We start from the raw sequence: 17186 nt of genomic DNA, 5'->3' as shown, positions 1-17186 counted from the left end.
GGATGCGGTAGTCCCGCACGTCCGGGTCTGTGAGGGAGCCAGCGGGCAACCGCTGGCTCTACTCGGCGGAAACGGGGTGCAAAAACTTGACCGATAAATTCGAAGAACCAAACCAGCCAGGTTACGCATTGGCCTTGAGCGAGCGGCCTAACAGCGCCGAGATGGCGGAGATCCCGATTGAGAAGCTCAGGTGGGCTCAAACCTCCGCGTAGGCCTCGCCGAGCTTGGTGAGGGCGCCGCTGGCATCGCAGAGAGCGGAGCAGCCGGTGGGCGTGTTGCCCGGGGCGGTGCCGAACCAGGCGTAGCGTTCCACATCGTTCGAGCGCTCCAGCCGTGGCAGCGCGTCTTTGATGAAGCGGAGCACGTCTTTCTCCGCGTGCTGGTTTTTGCCGGTCTTGGTGGCGGTCCAGTCGGCGGGGCAGAATTCGGTGATCCACAGCGGCCGTTTGTAGAGTCGGGCGATCTTGTCGAGGTGTGATGTGAGCTGCGAGGCCGTCGGGCCGCCATACCAGTGGATGGTGATGAAATCGATGCGGTATTTGCGCTGCAGCGCCTCCTTCATGAAGGCCTGCATCCACGGGCTGTCGGCATGCACGCCCGCCGGGCTGCCCAGCGGCAGCTTGAGCTCTTCGAGCTTCGGCCAGGCTGCCAATGCCTGCTCGACGGTCATGTTACCTTGGTCTTTGCCTTCTGGTTCGTTGAAGCCGAGCACGGCGGAGGGCTTGTTCGCCGCATCCGCGCGGATTTCATCCACGGCGCGTGCCGCGAACTGGCTTTCGTTGTCCTTGAAGACCATCGGCACCCATTCAACGCCTTCGGGAAGACCAGCGGGCCGCTTCGCGGTCCAGTTGTAGATCCACTTCACCTTCAAGTCGGTCACGGCTTTGGCTTGCTGCGCCGACTTGAGTCCAGTCGCATAGCCTTTTTTGCCGCCCTTCTTGCCGGCGGACTGTGCCATGATCGCACCGGGCAGGAGCAGTGAGGAGAGAGACAGCGTGGATTGAAGAAAGTGCCGGCGTGAGTTCGGAGTCATGGTGCGCGTCGTTGTATCAGGACGCCATCAAGGCGGTCAATGGCCTTTGCGTTGTGGATGGGAAAAGACCGGTGATTCGTTTGCGGTTTCAGCGTGAGCGGCTCCAATGCGCGGCATGTCCGCCAAACCTGATCCCGCCACGCTTCCTTGCAGTCCGCTCGATGAGACCTGCGGTTTGAAATACTTCCCGCGCATGACGGGCAAGATCCGGCTGCAGGCGGCCGGGAGACTGTGGGAGGACCTGCATGCAAACCTCGGCAAAGGCAGCGACGGGGCGCTGGTGGACTTCCTGCACATCGACTACGGCGAGCTGAAGGCGCGTGTGCTGGAAGGCGGCAGCGATGAGGAGATCCTGCACTGGTGCGAGGAGCGCAGCCGGAAGCTGAATGACAACGAGAAGCTGATCTGGAACCACTACGTGAAGACGCTGGGCTGGAATGACCACATCAGCGCGATCCTGGCGAAGCGGAAGGCGGATGGTGGGCTGGCGGACCGCGATGACATCCAGACGATCGCGCATTACATTGATGTTGATGAGGGAAGGGTGGGGTGAGAGGGAATGACGAATGACGGAATGATGAGGGGGGCGGAGGGAATGAATTTGATGATGAATGAGTGATGAATCCTCCAGTTCTGTGGTGAGTGCCGGGTTCTGGCGCAGCGTGGCGCAGTCGTTGCGGGGGGAGGAGCATGATTACACGGCGCTGCCGCTGAACCGGGCGGTGGTGCTGCTGGCGGTGCCGATGGTGCTGGAGATGATGATGGAGTCGCTCTTCGCCGTGGCGGATGTGTTCTGGGTGTCGAGGCTGGGGAAGGAGGCGGTGGCGGTGGTGGGCATCACGGAGTCGGTGATGACGCTGATCTATGCGGTGGCGATCGGCATCTCCATCGCGGCGACGGCCATCGTGTCGCGCCGCATCGGCGAAAAGGAGCCAGAACTGGCCGCGCAGGCGGCGGGGCAGATCGTGGTGCTGGGTGTCGTCGTCTCGGTCCTCATCGGCGTGGTGCTGGGCTGGCTCGCGCCGGACATCCTGCGTCTCATGGGCGCGGAGGAGGCGGTGGTGCGACTGGGGGGCGACTTTGCCCGGATCATGCTGGGTGGGAATGCCACGGTGTTTCTGATCTTCCTGATCAATGCGATCTTTCGTGGCGCGGGAGACGCGGTGATCGCCATGCGGACGCTGTGGCTGGCGAACGGGCTGAACATCGTCCTGGGGCCGTGCTTCGTGTTCGGCTGGTGGATTTTCCCGGAGATGGGCGTCACCGGCGCGGCGGTGGCGACGAACATCGGACGCGGCGTGGGCGTGATTTACCAGCTCTGGCACCTGGCGGGGCATCACAGCCGCATCAAGGTGCGGCGTGAGCATTTCAAGCCGGTGCGTGAAGTGATCGGCACGGTGTTGAGCAAATCCGGCAGCGGCGTGGCGCAGTTCCTCATCAGCACGACGAGCTGGGTGGGCTTGTTCAAGATCCTGGCGATGTTCGGCAGCACGGCCCTGGCGGGTTACACCATCGCCATCCGCATCGTGACCTTCGCGCTGATGCCGGCGTGGGGGCTGGCGAATGCCGGGGCTACGCTGGTGGGGCAGAATCTCGGAGCGCAGAAGCCGGAGCGTGCGGAGGCGGCGGTGTGGATGGCGACGAAGTTCAACGTGCTGGTGTTGAGCGGGGTGGGGGTGCTGTTTGTGGTGTGCGCGGGCCCCTTGATCGGCTTCTTCAACGCGGAAGGGCAGGTGCTGGTGTTTGGAACACAGTCGTTGTGGATCGTGAGCCTGGCGTTTCCGCTCTACGCGGCGGGGATGTGTTTTGAAGCGGCGTTCAACGGCTCCGGCGACACGTGGACGCCGGCGCGGCTGAATTTCATGTGCCTGTGGGCCGGTCAGATCCCGATCGCGTGGCTGCTATCAAAGACACTCGGTTTCGGGGCCGTGGGCGCGGTGATTTCCGTGCCCGTCGCGTATTCACTGCTGGCGATGTGGAGCTGGCATCTGTTCCGGCGTGGGAAATGGAAAACGCAAAAGGTCTGAAGAGGGTTTTCAGTGGGGAATGCAGGAGCATCAGGGACTTGAGGCGGTGAGCGCCACAGCGACGGCTGTTTTACGAGCCTGTGGCTTGAGAACCGCAGGTTTTGGTGTCTTTAGCAGGCGCTTCTCCCGGCAACTGTACCCCACGCATGCCTTGTTCCTTCTTCTCCTGCCGCCGCAGCGGCATTCACCGTTTGTTTGTCGCGACCTTCCTGCTGCCAGCGTTCCTGGCCTCATTGCGGGCGGATGTGCTCGTGTGGGACACGCAGACAGGGCCTGACGGTGCCCAGGATGGCACGGGCACATGGACGGCGGGTCTGCCGAACTGGTTCAACCAGACGCAGAACCTGCAGAACCAGACCTGGGTGAATGGCAGCGATGCCGTGTTTGGCTCCGCGGCCGGTTCGGCGGCGGGCACGATCACGCTGAGCACCGCGAACGGCGGGGTCATCGTCGGCGGCCTCACGTTCAATGCGGCTGCCAGCGGCAGCTACACGCTGGGTGGCAGCGGACCTTTGACGTTGTCGGGTTCCGTGATCACCGCGAATGCGGGGGCGATGATTTCCACCGTTCTCGCGGGAAGCACGGCGTGGTCGAAGGAAGGCACCGCGCAACTGACCCTCAGTGGCTCCGCCGCCAACACGAGCACGGGCCTGCTGTCGGTGAACGCCGGACGTGTGCACCTCGCCAAGTCCGGCAACGTCAGCGCGCTGGCGGGTGATTTGACCATCAGCACCGGCGGCGTGGTGACATTCTCCGGCGGGACGAACCAGATCGCCGCCAGCTCCAGCGTGATCCTCAACGGCGCGGCGAGCGCGTTCAACGGCACCGGGCCGAACGCTACCGCAACGACGGTGACGCAGACGCTCGCAGCGCTCACCATCAGCGGGGGCACATTCAATGCCGGCGCCAACTCGGTCTGGGACATCGGCGTGGTGAGCTTCATCGCAGGAGAAAACAAGGTGTTCGTGGGCAACAGCGGCTCGAAGCAGACCTATGGCAGCCTCAGCCTTGTGGGCATGAGCGGCGTGGCCTCCTCCACGGCCGTTGCGAACGGCTTCACGGTTTTCGGGAACGGCGGCTCCCTGGCGAACCGCACCACGCTGACCATCGGCGCGGGCGGTCTGTCCATGGATGGCAGCCGCATTCACCTCGGCGCGGGCACCAGCGGCAGCGAGCTCGTGCTGAACGGCGATGTGACCACCAGCGGCGCGTCCTCCTTCATCGACCGCGAGACCGGCACCGGATTGCTGCCATATGTGAGCCTCAGCGGGACAGCAGGCGTGGTGAGCCGGACTTTCAACACGGGCGCCACCCTGACCATCAGCCCGGTGATTCAAAACGGTGCCGCCACGACTGCATCGGTGATCAAGAGCGGCGCCGGCAGCCTGGTGTTCAATGGCGGCGAGGCCAACACCTACACCGGCGACACCACGATCAATGGCGGGACGCTCGCCCTCAACAAAACCGCCGGTGTGACCGCGGTGGCCGGCAACATCATCGTGAACGCCGGCGGCGTGCTGCAACTGAGCGCCTCCAATCAAATCGCCGACACGGCGGGCATCACGCTGAATGGCGGCACGATGACGGCATGGAACACGGACGAAAGGATCGCCTTCTTCACCCAGAACTTCGGCAACCTGGCCAGCAGCGGGAACACCGGCCATGTCGAGATCACCGGGGCACTCACGCTGGCGGGTGGCGGCCAGCTCGTCATCAACAGCAATTCTGGGAGCGCCAATCCCGCGAGCTGGAACGTGGGCAGCGTGGTGCTCTCGGGCGCTGACATCCTCATTGGCGGCAGCAATGGCGCGGGGAATCCGCGCACGTCCCTGACGATCGGCGCGGGCGGCCTGACGATGCTCGGGCGCACGATCACCATGAACGTGGGTGATGCGGGCACGATTTTGAACCTGAACGGCGACTTCTTCGGCAGCGGGTCCAACAACATCGTGACGAACAGCTCCTCGACCGTGCAGCCGCTGCTCGAAATCGGCTCCGCGACACGCACCTTCGACATCTTGACCGGAGGAACGACCACCATCGGCGTCATCGTCAGCGGCGCGGGCGGCAGCCTGATCAAGACGGGTACGGGACTCCTGCAATTCACGGCCGTGGGCGCCTACACCGGCACCACTACGGTGTCGGGCGGCACTTTGAGCGTGGCAGGCTCGGCCGGTGGTCTTTCCGGCACCAGCGGCATCGTCATCAACAATGGCGGCGTGTTCCAGAACGGCAGTCCGACGGCCGTGAACAACAACGGTGCCACGAATCGCATCAACACCGCGGCCGCGCTCACGCTCGCCGGCGGAACCTTCAATCACATGACGGCGGCCGCTGGTTCACACACGCAGGAGCTGGCCGGTGTCACCATCAACGGCGGATCGAACACGGTGAACGTGAGCGCCGCTGCCGGCACCACGGCCACGCTGACCTTCACCGGGGCCGGCCCCTACACGCACACTGCCGGCACGGTGAACTTTGTGCAGAATCCAGCGGGCGGTGCCAGCATCGTGTTCACCAACGTGCCTTCCGGCACTGGCAATGTGAGCGGCGGCCTGCTCGTCGGCGCGATCCTCAACGGCACGGATCTGATCGCCGCGCAATCCGGCGTGCTGACAGCCTACTCCGGCTGGGTGCCCACGGGGACGGACACCTGGACCCATGGTGCCTCGATGGATGTCACCGGCAGCAATCCGGCGGCCTTCGCGGCGGAAACCATCAACGCGCTGCGCTTCAACACCGCCGGTGCCTTCACCATCACCCTGGCAGGCACACACACGGTTGATTCCGGCATGGTGCTCGTCACGGCGGGCGTCGGAGCGAATGCGTCCATCATCACCGGCGGCGAATTGCGCGGGCCTGCGGGCGGCGAACTCGTGGTGGCCCAGTACAATACGGCCGGGAGCCTGGAGATCGCCTCGAACATCGTGGACAACACCTCTGCCACCACGTTGATCAAGGCGGGCGGCGGCACGCTGGTGCTTTCAGGCACGAACAGCCACACCGGCAGCACGCGGGTGAATGAAGGCGTGCTCCAGGCGGCGGACGGCACCGGCCTGTCTTCCAATTCGGCCCTGGTGCTGAATGGCGGCGTGTTTCAATCGACTGCGGCCACATTCAGCCGCGCCCTGGGCAGTGCGGCGGGCGAAGTGTCTCTGATCGGCGGCACCACGGGCTTCAGCGCGGCCTCGACGGCGCTGACGGTGAATCTCGGCGGCTCCGGCGCGACCGTGCAGTGGGGCTCTGCCTCGTTCAATCCCGGTGTCCTGCTGCTGAACGCATCCAGCGCCACGGCATCGCTCAGTTTCCAAAACGGCATCGATTTGAACGGCTCCACCCGTGGCATCCGCGTGGATGCGAACACCGCCATCATCTCCGGCGTGATCAGCAACAGCGTGGGTGGCAGTCCCGCAGGGCTGGTGAAGAGCGGCGCAGGCACCTTGAGGCTGACGCAGGCGAACTCCTTCGATGGCGGTGTGATTCTCTCCGGTGGCACCCTTGCGGTGGGGAACGATGCAGCGCTTGGCACGGGAAATCTCACGCTCAGCGGCGGCACCTTGCAGGCGGATGGCGCGGCGCGGACGGTGGCGAACGATGTGCTCGTCTCGGCATCTTCCACCCTGGGCGGTTCGCAGACGCTCACGCTGTCCGGTGTGATTTCGGGATCCGGCACGCTAACCAAGTCGAACTCCAGCGTGGTCGCTCTTTCCGGCGACAACACCCACACGGGCGCGATGAATGTCACCGCCGGCATTGTTCGTCTCCTTTCCAACACGGCGCTCGGCTCCACGGCCGGTGCCACCTCCGTGTCCGGCGCGGCGCAGGTCGAACTGGCCGACGGGGTCGTCGTGACTGGCGAGACGATCACGATCTCGACCACCACCGGCACCACGGGCGATGGTTCGCCCACCACCAATCGCGGCGGTCTGCAGGCAGCGGTGAACGCCACCGCGGAATGGGCCGGCAATGTGATCCTCGGTGCGAACCAGGCACGCATCGGCGTGCAGGAAGGAGGCACGCTGACCATCAGCGGCACCATTTCTGACGGCGCGAACAGCTTCGATGTGCGTTTGAGCGGCGAACTCACGGGCACGGGAGGCTTGATCCTCTCCGGCAGCGGAAACACCTGGGATGGGCAGACGGAAATCGTGCGCGGCAAGGTCATCCTGGGCATCGACAACGCGCTGCCCACCGCCACGGCGCTGGACATTCATTTCACCAGCTCCAACAACGCCGAATACGCCGGCGTGGACATGAACGGCTTCAATCAAACCGTCGCCAGCCTGCGCAACGAGGGCAGCACGGGAGCCAACGCGGAACTCACCAACAGCAGCCGCACGCTTTCCACCCTGACCATCAACGAAACCTCCACGATCACCTACGGCGGCATCATCACCGGCAATCTCGCGCTCGTGAAGAACGGCGCGGGAATCCTGACGCTCTCGCAGGCCAACCGCTTCACTGGCGGAATCACGGTCAATGAGGGCGTGCTGCAGATCAGCAACTCCACCGCCCTGGCTGGCGGCAACGTCACCCTCAACGGCGGTGCCAGCACCGCCGGAAAGCTGGATCTGAACAACATCAGCACCACGATCAACGCCCTGAACGGCAGCGCTGGCACCGTCGCCGCGGTCATTGCCAATGAGAGCGCCACTGCGGCCACGCGCACGCTCACCGTGGGCGTCAATCACGGCTCCGGCACCTATGCGGGCAATATTGTGGACAACTCGGGTGGCACGGCCCTCGGCCTGGTCGCGCTCACCAAGATCGGCGCTGGAACGCAGACGCTTTCCGGCACCAACACTCATTCAGGCAGCACCACCCTCAGCAATGGCACGCTGGTGGCCGACTACACCGCCGGTTCGCCGTTGAGCGTGAACTCCACGATCGTCATGAACGGCGGCACGCTCGTCATTGCCAACGCGACCACCGCCACCATCGGGGCGATCACCGAAGTCCATGCCGATCCGAACTACACCACCGGCGTGATCCGCATCCAGGATGGTACCACGGTCACCACCGGCACCTTCACCGTCGTGGGTTACACGCCGTTCTTGATCGACCTGAGCGGCGGCGGCACGCTCGTCGCCAACACGCTCTCCGGCGCGGCCGTCACCAACGGCGTCCTTATTGGCACCAACAACAACCGTGCCACGACTTACGTGCAGGACGATTCCGGCACCGGATTCGCCACTTACAACGCCAGCAACGAGATTGTCCGCTACACGGGCGGCACGGCCCTCACCGCCAGCAATTCCTCCTCCACCACGAACTACGTGCTGTCGTCGGACCTCGTCCGCACGGCGGCGCTCAGCTTCCAGACCTTGCAGATCGACACCGCCGCCGGCGACGTCACGCTCGACATGGGTTCGAGCAACATCAGCGTCAGTGGCAACGGCCGCTCGGTTCTCATCTCCGGCTCGAATGACGCCGCCATCATCGGTTCCGGGGTGGTTTCGGGCGGATCGTTTTACATCGCGAACTACAGCAGCGGCACCGCCACGCTCGGCCTCAGCCTCTCGGCCCAGACGGTCATCGCATCGGGTCCCGGGCTCATCCATTACACGAATGCTGCGAATCCCAACGACCTCTACGTCGCGGGCACTGTCTTCCGCATGGCCGGCGGCGACCGTGATTACAGCAACAACCTCATCCGCATCTATGGCGGCGGCGTGCTGGAGCTCGGCGCCGATTTGAATGGCGCGGCCAGCGGTGACTTCAGCCGGGTTTCAGGCACCTCGACGGGTCAGGTGGCGCTCATCGGCAACGGCGGCTTCAGCGCCCACGGCGCGGATCGTGTCGTGGCGCTCGGCGGAGTCGGCACCGCGGCGGCGCTCACCTGGGGATCGAGCGGCTTTCTCAGCGGCCCCGGTGGCGACAACAACTACTCCTTCATGCTCGGCTCGGCCCACTCCACGCACACGGTCGAGTTTCAAAATGCGATCAATCTCGGCTCACGCGAGCGTCGCATCGAAGTCGCGGATGGCACGAGCAGCACCAACGTGGATGCGCGTCTCACCGGGCAGCTCAGCGGCACGGGTGGCGTCGTCAAGGAAGGCGTCGGCCGGCTCGAATTCACCGCCGCCAACACCTACAGCGGCACCACGCAGGTGAATGCCGGATCGCTCATGATCGCGGTGGGCGGCAGCACCGGCACGGGCGCTGTCTCAGTGTCTGCAAATGCGACGTTGCTGGGCTCCGGCACAGTCGCCGGATCGAGCTTCACACTCGCCGCCGATGCCAGCCTGCATGCCGGGAACGGCACGCTGTCCTCTGACATGGGCACGCTGGGCGTGCAGAGCGCCTCCACAGGAGCTCTTTTCGACCTCCAGTCCGGCTCCAGTGTCGTTCTCGATGTCCAGACTGCCAACGCCACTGATCCCACCTTCGGCGGCCACGCCATCGGCAGTGTCGATTACAACAGCTACCTCGACTCCTTCAGCGGACTTGGCTCCGGCACGCACGATTTGCTCGTGTTTGACGGTGGCGCTGGTTCCGCCCTCGTCTGGGACGCCTCGCTCCTCGTGCGTCCGGAAAATTTCACCGCCAGCAGCGGCCAGATCTTCAATCTGCTCGACTGGAGTTCCGCCGTGGACGCCGACTTCAGCGGATTCGATGCGGGGATCAACTACCGCACTGGGGCGGATGACAACGGTCTTCAATTCGACCTCCCCGAACTTTCCGGCGGGCTCTACTGGGACATCAGTCGCTTCACCACCAGCGGCGTGATCGCCATCGTGCCCGAACCTGGCCGTGTGCTTCTGCTCATGCTCGGACTGCTCCCTCTTCTGCTGCGCCGCCGCAGACACGGGTTGGGTTCAGGAGCCATTTCGGCCGGTTAAGCGTGCTTCACGGCGTCGTTGCCGTCACCTGGATGTCATCCAGCTCGATGCCGGCCTCGCCGCCGTTTTGCATCCAGAGGAGTTTGCGCTTCGCGGCGTTGAAATTGGGTCGTGACAGCGTTTGGGACCATGTTTGGCCATCCACGCTGATGATGACAACCTCGCCGCGGAAGACGAGTTTCACCTCGCGCCAGGTGTTGGCGGTCAGATCGACTTTTTCGAGCGGAAAGACCTCGTTCAGCCGGTAAGCGCCGCTTTTCTTGTCTGGCGCACGGTTCTTTTGCAGCAGCGGGTGCTGCGGGTCTTTCGAGTGCGCATCGACTTCGAGCTGCACGCCTTCGCGGAGCAGTTTGACGCGCAGCATGTGGTCCTCGCTGCCGAAACCATCGTCGCCATCGACGAAGAACCATAACCATCCGCCCGCCGCGAGATGGCGATAGCGAAAGGAGATCGTGAGGTCCTTTCCCTCGACCGGCAGATAGACCATCGGCGGATACTTGCCTCCGCTGGAGCCATGCGTCCACAGCACGCCATCGCGCACGCTGGTGTTTTTGTTTGGGATCGGCGTCAGGAAGCGCTTCGCATCGAAGTCAGTGCCGAAGGTTTCCTGAATCGGCTCGGCAGCAAAGGTGCTGGAGATGAGGAAGAGAGCAAAAAGCAGGCGCGGCATGGCGAGAAAGTGGCTTCGGCTTTAGCCGAATCAAGATGTGTCGTAAGCCTTCTCAGATGCGGCTGAAGCCGCAGCCGCTTTTTACTCAATCAAAAGCGAGCTTCTGCACGAACCAATACAGCGCCTGTTTCCATTCGGGCGCGTCGTGGGCATGGTCGGTCACATGCCAGATGTGCGGCACGTTTTTGGCGGTCATTTCGGCGTGCAACTCCTGGCTGACGTGAAGCAGGCCGTCGCGGCTGCCGCAGGAGAGCCAGAGGAGTTTGAGTGGTTTGGCAGCAGCGGGATCGGGCAGGAGGTCCTCGATCCGTTTGGCGTTGGGGCCGGAGGAAAAGGCGCCGAGCCAGCCGAAACGATCGAGGTGGGCGAAACCGATGTTCATCGTCTGTCCGCCGCCCATGGAGAGTCCGGCGAGGGCGCGGTGCTCGCGGTCGCTCTGCACGCTGTAGCGTGATTCGATGGTGGGGATGATGTCATCAAGCAGATCGCGCTCGAAGACGAGGAAAGCGGGGATGTGCGCGAAGATGTCGCCGATGGGTCGGTCGTCTTTTTGAGCGCGGCCGTTTGGCATGACGATGATCATCGGCCGCGCTTTGCCGTCGGCGATGAGGTTGTCGAGCAGGATCTCCGGCTGCGCGTAGCGTGCCCACTCCGTCTCATCGCCGCCAATGCCATGCAGCAGATAAAGCACTGGATACTTCTTCTCCGTCGAGTAGCCCGGCGGCGTGTAAACATTCATCTTCCGCCGCGTGCCGACCGTTTTGGAGTCGTAGCTGATCATCACCAGCTTCCCATGCGGGATGCCGTCGCGTTTGATGTCCCAGCCTGCGGGCGGCTCGGGAAAGGCAGGTTTGTCATCGGCCTTGATCTTGATGCCACTCCAAGACTCACGCGGCTGCGGCGGGATCTTGCTGCTTGGCGGCGCGGTGGGTTCTTGGGCGAGCGCAGCGGCTGTCGTGAGCAGGAGAAAAGGGAAGACGGCTTTCATGAGGGCCATGGATTACCTTTTGGCTGCTGGTGCCGCGATCTCCGAGACGACAACCGATGTGTCGGGTGCCTTGCCGGAGTAAAACGAGACGAAGTGTGTGTCCCCAATCACGGTGGCGTTCGCGTTGCCTGCATCGTAGGTGACTTTGCTACCCGTGGCCACTGCTTCGGAGCCGGGCCAACTCAGCGGATGGTCAAACACACGGCTTGGATCGACGACGCGGCGGCGGAGGATGCCGCGGCCGCGTTCATAGTAGTAGTTGCTCAAGAGTCCGGTCTTCGAATCGAGGACGAGGCTCGGTGTGGAGGCGGTGACATCGCTGATGTTGGTTTGAGTGCGCTTCCAAGTGGCTCCGTAGTCGGTGGAGACGATCTGGAATTGCGCGGGACCCGTCTCCGTTCGCGCGATGGCGAGGATTCTGCCATCGCCGAGGTAAACCGCAGCGGGTTCGGTCGGCCAGTCGGGTTTCAGCAAGCCGGATTCGACAGGGGTTTGCGTCCACGTTTTGCCGTCGTCGCTGCTGGTCACTGTGCCCCAGGATTGCGTGGGCTTGTCGCTGTAATCGCCGCCGAACCACAGGGCCATGAGTCCGACTTTTGGCACGCTGAAAACATCGGTGATCTGCATCGGTCTTACGGCGAGAGTCGGCGTCGCGATGAGTGTGAAGGTGATCCCGTCGGTGCTGCGGTAGAGATCGTGATGCCATTCGCCTTTTCCAATGCGTCGCACCCAGAGCAGCATCGCGCCGGTGGAGTCGAGCCCTTTGCCGACTGCGACCTCGCCGTAGTCCTTCGCATCAGCGACCACGGTTTCGGCGGTCCATGTTATGCCGCCGTCCGTCGAAGTGCGTGCATACAAAGCGCGATCATCACTGGCGATGGTGTGGCCTTTGCCGCGACCATAGACGCACACGAGTTTTCCGCCGATGGCCTGAAGCATCGGCCATGAATTGTAGCCGGGCACGTCCTGCACGACGTGGGGCTTCGGCAGGGTCTTCAAAGGCGTCACCTTCACCGCGGCCAGGCCGGTGGGCTTGGTGAACGTGTCGCCAGGATCACCCGGCTCCCGCTGAATGCGGACCGTGAGCGGCGCATCGGGCACCACTTCGTAAAAGGACTCCAAAACGATGGTCCGCGAGTGAAACGGCGCGGCAGGCAGCGCTGTGCGCACCGTTTTGCCGAGCGCATACCGCTCCGTGAACGACGCACCGTCCACCATCTGCGAAAGATGCACGCGATACACATCCTGAAACTCCGCACTCGTCGTCTCGTCCGTCGTCGTCACGACAATCTCCACCTTCACCGCCACGCAATCGCTCGGAAGCCCCGTCACCACACCCGCCACCGACTGCCCCACCGTCCCGCCCGACAACGACCACACCGGGACATGCGTGGAACCGCTCGACATCAGCACCAACGAAGGCTGCCCCGTGGCGATGGACATCTGATTGGCGTTCAGGCCGATGGTGGTCGCTTCGGCGCTGAGGCTGCACGCGGCGGCGGTGAAAAGGGTGGTGAGGAAGCAGAAGCGCGGGGAGTGGGATCGCATGATGAGTTGTAACTGCCTCAACGCAGAGCGCTACTCAAGCTTCGGATGCGGTCTCGCCAATCTGCTTGTTTATCCGAAGAGCTACCCAAGGAGCGTCCATTCACTAGACACAAGACCAGCTAAACAGACGAGCCCACCATGAGCGCTTGCTGCTGCTTGAATTGGCTGAGGTAGCCGAACCTTCGGGCCGCTCCACATTATCTGGCGTTTTTGGTGCTCTTATATGCCGAATGTCGAAGAACGGATCGCCCAAGTCAGTTTGAGGATGGTGTTTGCATGGCTTGCCTAGCATTCGCTTGTGGCGCTGGCCATGCACCAGTGTGTGCAGGTTTCCATCATACTCTAGGACGGCGGATTCGATGGGGTTCTCGTTCCATGGGGTGACGAGTTGCATCAGAAGGCCGACCGCTCCCGATGCCAGTGCGCCATTGGGCCACACGACTTGAGGTTTGCCACCCGCCGCCCCGTAGTTCTTTGCTTCTTGGAGCAGCGCATCCTCGGTCACCACTCCCAGACACCGCAAGCATGGCTGGCCGGGTCCGGTGAGGACGACTTGTCCTGCCACGAGATACCTCGATGGGCTCGTTTCGTGAACATCCATTCCCATGTCGATGTAGGGGATGAGGAACCTGCGGGTGAACGCATCCAGCTCATCTTTCGCACGAACGCTGTCCAGCCCACCGATAATCACATCGCAGTCTTTCAGCGCTTCGAGTGCTTCCTGCCAGTGACATTGATGTTCGGAGATGGCGGCGTCTCGATTCAGTGATCGGATGATGCGCTTAGCGATTTCGATCTTGGGCAGGTTGGCTTCGACATCAGCAAGCGTTCCTCCGACGAGACGATTCAGATTGGTTAGACTGATGGTGTCGGGATCAACGAGCACAAATCGACCAATACCGATGTGCGCCAGTTGCTGGACCACATGCGATCCTCCGCCACCGAGACCCACGATCCCCACACAGAGTTCCCGTAAAGTCTGTTCACTGTCGCTTCCGAGGAAGCTTTGGCGATCTTGGCGGCTCATCTTGATGCCCAAGCCCTCCAGTAGGGTGCTCCAACGCGAATGAACTGCGAAATGACCGTCTGCTCTCCATTAGCACCAAGCCAAAGCTTTCCTGCTGCCGAGTCGTCGCTGAGCACGATCAAGCCGTGTGGCATCTTCGGGATCGGATTGAAGAAGCTTGGCACAAACTTGTCTGCGCTGCGGAGATCAACTCCGCTGAAGTGCGGCGTGCCCCGCCCGTGATGGGTATGGACGTGCAGCAATGTTCGACTCGGACGGTAAGCCGCTTGAATTGCCTTCCGCATCGCGTCTGAGCCGATTTGGGCACCCACGGTGTGGCTCTGCTCATAGTCGTCGTCAGCCACCGGGTGGTAGTCTTGAACCATCAGCATGAGGCCAGACGCCGTCTGAGTCGCAGCAGCCAGCATGAAACCCACGCGCTCGTATGCGAATTCATGACGTCGTTCGAGATCGGCACGCATGGCGTCCAAGAGCGTTCCTTGTATTTTCAATGTGACCTTCATAGCAGTGGCGCGAGATGATTGGCCGTCATTTGGAGCCAGGGGAGCGTTTCGGGAACACCGTTCCATGAGCAGGCATGCCAGGTTCGACCAGCAATGGTAAACACGTTCCAGTTGTTGCCCTTGGTGGTGAACTTCTCAGAGAAGAACAGTCTCGTTGAGTAACCGTCGCCGTTCGCCCAAGGGCGAAGCAAAGCTGCTACGGTTTTGGGGCTGGCTCCTGCCGTCACCTTGAGGTTCGGCAGGTGGACATACGTCCGTCCGTCAGCAGGAACCAGCTCCGCCTCAGGCCAGTGTGACTTCAGGGCGGCGAGTTTGTCGGCATCAGTGCTCATGACGATTGACCTGTTGGGACGTGGGATGAGAACTCCATGCAGTCCTTGACCTTGATCTTTTCCCCCGGCTTCAGCTCGCGGAACTCGCCGTCCTTGCTGATGAGATCAAGCCGGTAGCCAGCGGGCACGCCAAACTCCTTCATCAGTTCCTCAGTGGTGTATTCTCGGCGCTGGAGAGTGAACTCTTTATCACCGTATTTCACGGTGACAGTCTTTGGCCCCTTGCGAATCCGCAGTTCCTCAACCCCAGGGCACTTGAGTTCGATCATGTCGTCGTCTTCGAGCACGCGTTTGCAGTCGCCTACGTCGAGGACCAGGCATTCATCCGCCGGAATGCCCGCCAGGAACTTCACGTTGGAGCAGCGGATAGAGCCGCGTGGCCATTCCATGCTCAGACCTTCGACGGTGAACCGGTAGATTTCGCCACTCTGGATCACAAAGAAGCGCTCGATGCCATCCTCGCCGAGATCGGCCAATTCCGTCGGGCGCAGGCTTTCGAGTTCGTGAGTCTTGAGGTGTTTCAGAACCACGAAATCAGTGACGGGGTGCTTCCCTGCCAATTCGGCAACCTGTGCGCCTGTGATCTTGCGATCCGAGGTGCGGAAGGGGTGGAACTGGAAGCTCTCGTCAGAGATCAACAGATGGTGACTTGATTCAACACCTAGACGGTGACCACTTTGCGTGTTGACGTCGAGTTGGCCTTGTGATGGTTCACTATCGTCTTTTGGAGTGCACCTGACGGCATCAGTTAAGTTTTGCGGATTAGAATTCATAATTACGATGGTTAAACTGTTTTTGGATATGGTGGAGGTTCATTCACCCGCGTGGTGGGAAGGCGTCATTGCCAAATGAGTTGCGCTCTCGAATTTGGCCATTCCGGCCATGAACGAAGAGTTCACTGCGTTGATTGATTGCGATTTGTCGTGCTGCGACGACGGCATCGGCTTGGGTTCCATGAATGGAACTGAAGTGGGCGTTTCCCGCCCCTTTGACACCCCAGCCAGTCTTGGCGGGAACAACATGTTGATTCTTTGGCATATTTTTCTTGTTTTGTGGGCCAGAGCGTGGCCTTATTGCGTTCGTGAAACCATTTCACTTGCATTACAAATCACGGAAGCGCGAGCTGTGCAAGAGAATTGTTGCAGTTATTTTACTGATTCACAAATGAAACAACCAAGCAACCATGTCACAAGCCACTGATCTGAAACGACTCGCCGTGTTGATTTCGAAGAAACGGAACGGACGTCCACTTCGTGAGGTCGCAGCAGAAATTGGCGGAGTTAGCGCTCCGACCCTGTCTCGAATCGAGAATGGAAACGTTCCAGACCTAGAGACCTTCATGAAGCTCTGTCGATGGCTCAACGTTTCACCGGAAGACTTCCAGACGGACCACGCAAAAAAAACAAGCTCGACGGACATTACATCGCCCGAACGCATATGTGCCTATCTGCGTGCGGATCGGACGCTATCTCCAGAGACAGCAAAGGCATTAACTACAATGATAGAGCTTGCCTATCGGGACATCAACGCTGGGAAATTCGACACAGATTAAATGCGCTCAGCTTTGGGAATAGACTTCAACTTGCGCCTTGGGAGAGGCTTCAAAACAGACGTGGACAAATTGGTTGCCCTTGTCCGTTCTTCCATGAATTTTCGGCCGCATCAGCGTATGCCAGCAGCGCAGTTGGCGAAGAAGCTGAAGATGAGTATTCGAACGCCGCACGACATTACGGATATACCCGAGGAGCATCTGCAAGAGTTGATCGTCCATGGCAAGAACCGATGGTCGGCAGTTCTATTGAAGGCCGAACAGCCCCATAACCACCTCATCATCAACAATCCAACCCATTCGGAGCAGCGCAAGGAGAGCAACGTCTTCCACGAGATTAGTCATGAATTGTGTGAACATGATCCCGACGATGTTGAAATAATCGGCGGTTTGCCTGTTCGCCGCTATTGTCCCGAGAAAGAATTGCAGGCCGAAACTCTTGGCTTCACTCTTCATCTACCAAAAGACTGCCTTTTCTGGGCTGCAAAGAACCAGATGAACCGCACCGACATCTCTGACTATTTTTGTGCTAGCTCCGAACTGGTTCGGTTTCGTATCAACGCTACTGGAATTGAGAGAATTCTGAAGAAGCGCATTCCCTAGGCAGTGTTTTAAAACCTCAAAAGGCGAGAGAAAGAAGTTGTACTCACGGGTTGGATAACGGATG

At 61.4% G+C, this 17186-nt stretch carries 14 protein-coding genes; 5 read left to right on the top strand and 9 right to left on the bottom strand.

The genetic code is table 11. The annotated features are described in order from the left end of the window. Positions 1–196 precede the first annotated feature (196 nt). Positions 197–1033, bottom strand: a complete 837-nt coding sequence (locus IAE77_RS28835; RefSeq protein WP_294234689.1) for a glycosyl hydrolase — start codon at positions 1031–1033, stop codon at positions 197–199. A gap of 115 nt (positions 1034–1148) precedes the next feature. Between IAE77_RS28835 and IAE77_RS28830 the strand changes: the two genes are divergently transcribed. The 3 genes from IAE77_RS28830 (at position 1149) to IAE77_RS28820 (ending at position 9902) form a co-directional block, all read left to right on the top strand. Then, entirely contained in the window at positions 1149–1586 is a 438-nt protein-coding gene (locus IAE77_RS28830; RefSeq protein ID WP_294234686.1) for a DUF5069 domain-containing protein, read from the top strand. 58 nt (positions 1587–1644) lie between these two features. Further along, on the top strand, positions 1645–3060 hold the full coding sequence (locus tag IAE77_RS28825) for an MATE family efflux transporter (RefSeq protein WP_294234684.1): 1416 nt from the start codon (positions 1645–1647) through the stop codon (positions 3058–3060). 146 nt (positions 3061–3206) lie between these two features. Next, positions 3207–9902: an autotransporter-associated beta strand repeat-containing protein gene (locus IAE77_RS28820; protein ID WP_294234682.1), complete on the top strand. Its 6696-nt coding sequence runs from the start codon at positions 3207–3209 to the stop codon at positions 9900–9902. A gap of 7 nt (positions 9903–9909) precedes the next feature. On the opposite strand, the gene IAE77_RS28815 is transcribed toward IAE77_RS28820, so the two are convergent. From IAE77_RS28815 to IAE77_RS31010, 8 genes are all read right to left on the bottom strand, one after another. After that, a complete protein-coding gene (locus IAE77_RS28815) occupies positions 9910–10572 on the bottom strand; it encodes a hypothetical protein (RefSeq protein ID WP_294234680.1) in 663 nt (220 codons plus the stop codon). 85 nt (positions 10573–10657) lie between these two features. Continuing rightward, positions 10658–11560 carry an alpha/beta hydrolase-fold protein gene (locus IAE77_RS28810; RefSeq protein WP_294234678.1) on the bottom strand — a complete coding sequence of 301 codons (903 nt, stop codon included), beginning with the start codon at positions 11558–11560 and terminating at the stop codon, positions 10658–10660. A 12-nt stretch (positions 11561–11572) separates the two neighbouring features. After that, positions 11573–13108 carry a sialidase family protein gene (locus IAE77_RS28805; protein ID WP_294234676.1) on the bottom strand — a complete coding sequence of 512 codons (1536 nt, stop codon included), beginning with the start codon at positions 13106–13108 and terminating at the stop codon, positions 11573–11575. A gap of 103 nt (positions 13109–13211) precedes the next feature. Continuing rightward, positions 13212–14135, bottom strand: a complete 924-nt coding sequence (locus IAE77_RS28800; protein ID WP_294234673.1) for a ThiF family adenylyltransferase — start codon at positions 14133–14135, stop codon at positions 13212–13214. Beyond that, positions 14132–14596: a hypothetical protein gene (locus tag IAE77_RS28795; protein ID WP_294234668.1), complete on the bottom strand. Its 465-nt coding sequence runs from the start codon at positions 14594–14596 to the stop codon at positions 14132–14134. Before IAE77_RS28795 ends, IAE77_RS28800 begins: the two co-directional genes overlap by 4 nt. Positions 14597–14634: 38 nt before the next feature. Continuing rightward, the gene (locus tag IAE77_RS28790) at positions 14635–14970 is read right to left on the bottom strand and encodes a hypothetical protein (protein WP_294234665.1); all 336 of its coding nucleotides are present in this window, start codon (positions 14968–14970) and stop codon (positions 14635–14637) included. Then, positions 14967–15743 carry a multiubiquitin domain-containing protein gene (locus IAE77_RS28785; protein ID WP_294234662.1) on the bottom strand — a complete coding sequence of 259 codons (777 nt, stop codon included), beginning with the start codon at positions 15741–15743 and terminating at the stop codon, positions 14967–14969. Before IAE77_RS28785 ends, IAE77_RS28790 begins: the two co-directional genes overlap by 4 nt. 43 nt (positions 15744–15786) lie before the next feature. Further along, positions 15787–16008: a DUF2188 domain-containing protein gene (locus tag IAE77_RS31010; protein ID WP_345781030.1), complete on the bottom strand. Its 222-nt coding sequence runs from the start codon at positions 16006–16008 to the stop codon at positions 15787–15789. Between the two features lie 145 nt (positions 16009–16153). On the opposite strand from IAE77_RS31010, the gene IAE77_RS28775 reads away from it, so the two are divergent. After that, the gene (locus tag IAE77_RS28775; protein WP_294234659.1) at positions 16154–16522 is read left to right on the top strand and encodes a helix-turn-helix transcriptional regulator; all 369 of its coding nucleotides are present in this window, start codon (positions 16154–16156) and stop codon (positions 16520–16522) included. After that, positions 16523–17122 carry an ImmA/IrrE family metallo-endopeptidase gene (locus tag IAE77_RS28770; protein ID WP_294234657.1) on the top strand — a complete coding sequence of 200 codons (600 nt, stop codon included), beginning with the start codon at positions 16523–16525 and terminating at the stop codon, positions 17120–17122. Positions 17123–17186: the final 64 nt, after the last annotated feature.

The sequence above is a fragment of the Prosthecobacter sp. genome (assembly GCF_014879935.1).
Taxonomy (GTDB): Bacteria; Verrucomicrobiota; Verrucomicrobiia; order Verrucomicrobiales; family Verrucomicrobiaceae; genus Prosthecobacter.
Note: the sequence above shows the minus strand (reverse complement) of the source record. Positions and strands in the feature narration are given on the sequence as shown.